This window comes from Streptomyces musisoli (assembly GCF_016741855.1).
Classification (GTDB): Bacteria; Actinomycetota; Actinomycetes; order Streptomycetales; family Streptomycetaceae; genus Streptomyces; species Streptomyces musisoli.
This window is the reverse complement of the sequence record NZ_JAERRH010000104.1, coordinates 1-661: the sequence shown is the minus strand read 5'-3', so window position 1 is coordinate 661 and position 661 is coordinate 1. Positions and strand designations below refer to the sequence as shown.

At 74.6% G+C, this 661-nt stretch carries 1 protein-coding gene; it reads left to right on the top strand.

Annotated features, from left to right (window positions below):
• A partial coding sequence (locus JK361_RS40655) for an AMP-binding protein (RefSeq protein WP_201828261.1) occupies nucleotides 1-661 on the top strand: 661 nt, incomplete at both ends.

Sequence of the window (661 nt, the reverse complement as noted above, 5' to 3'; positions counted from 1 at the left end):
ACTCGACATCCGGCACCCGGCCTACGTCATCTACACCTCGGGCTCCACCGGCCGCCCCAAGGGCGTCATGGTGAGCCACGCCGGTGTGGCGAGTCTGGTGGCCGCCCAGGTCGAGCGGTTCGCGATCGAACCCGGCAGCCGGGTGCTCCAGTTCGCCTCGCCCAGCTTCGACGCCTCGGTGTCGGAGGTCTTCACCGCGCTGCTGCGCGGCGCGGCCCTGGTGCTGCCCCCCGCGGCGGATCCGGTCGCCGCGCTGACCGACCCGGACCTCGCGGTCACCCACGTGACGGTGCCCCCGTCCGTCCTGGCCACCGTGGGGCAGGGCACGCTGACCGTGTCGACGCTGGTGGTGGCGGGTGAGGCCTGCCCACCGGAGCTGGTGGAGCGCTGGGCACCGGGCCGCCGGATGATCAACGCGTACGGGCCGACGGAGACGACGGTGTGCGCGACGATGAGCGACCCGCTGTCCCCGGGGTCGGGTGTGCCGCCGATCGGCCGGCCGATCGCCAACGCCCGGGTGTACGTGCTGGACGAGCGGATGCGGCCGGTGCCGCCGGGAGTGGCGGGTGAGCTGTACGTCGCGGGGGCGGGCCTGGCCCGCGGGTACCTGAACCGGCCGGGCCTGACGGCCGGACGGTTCGTCGCCTGCCCCTTCGGCACA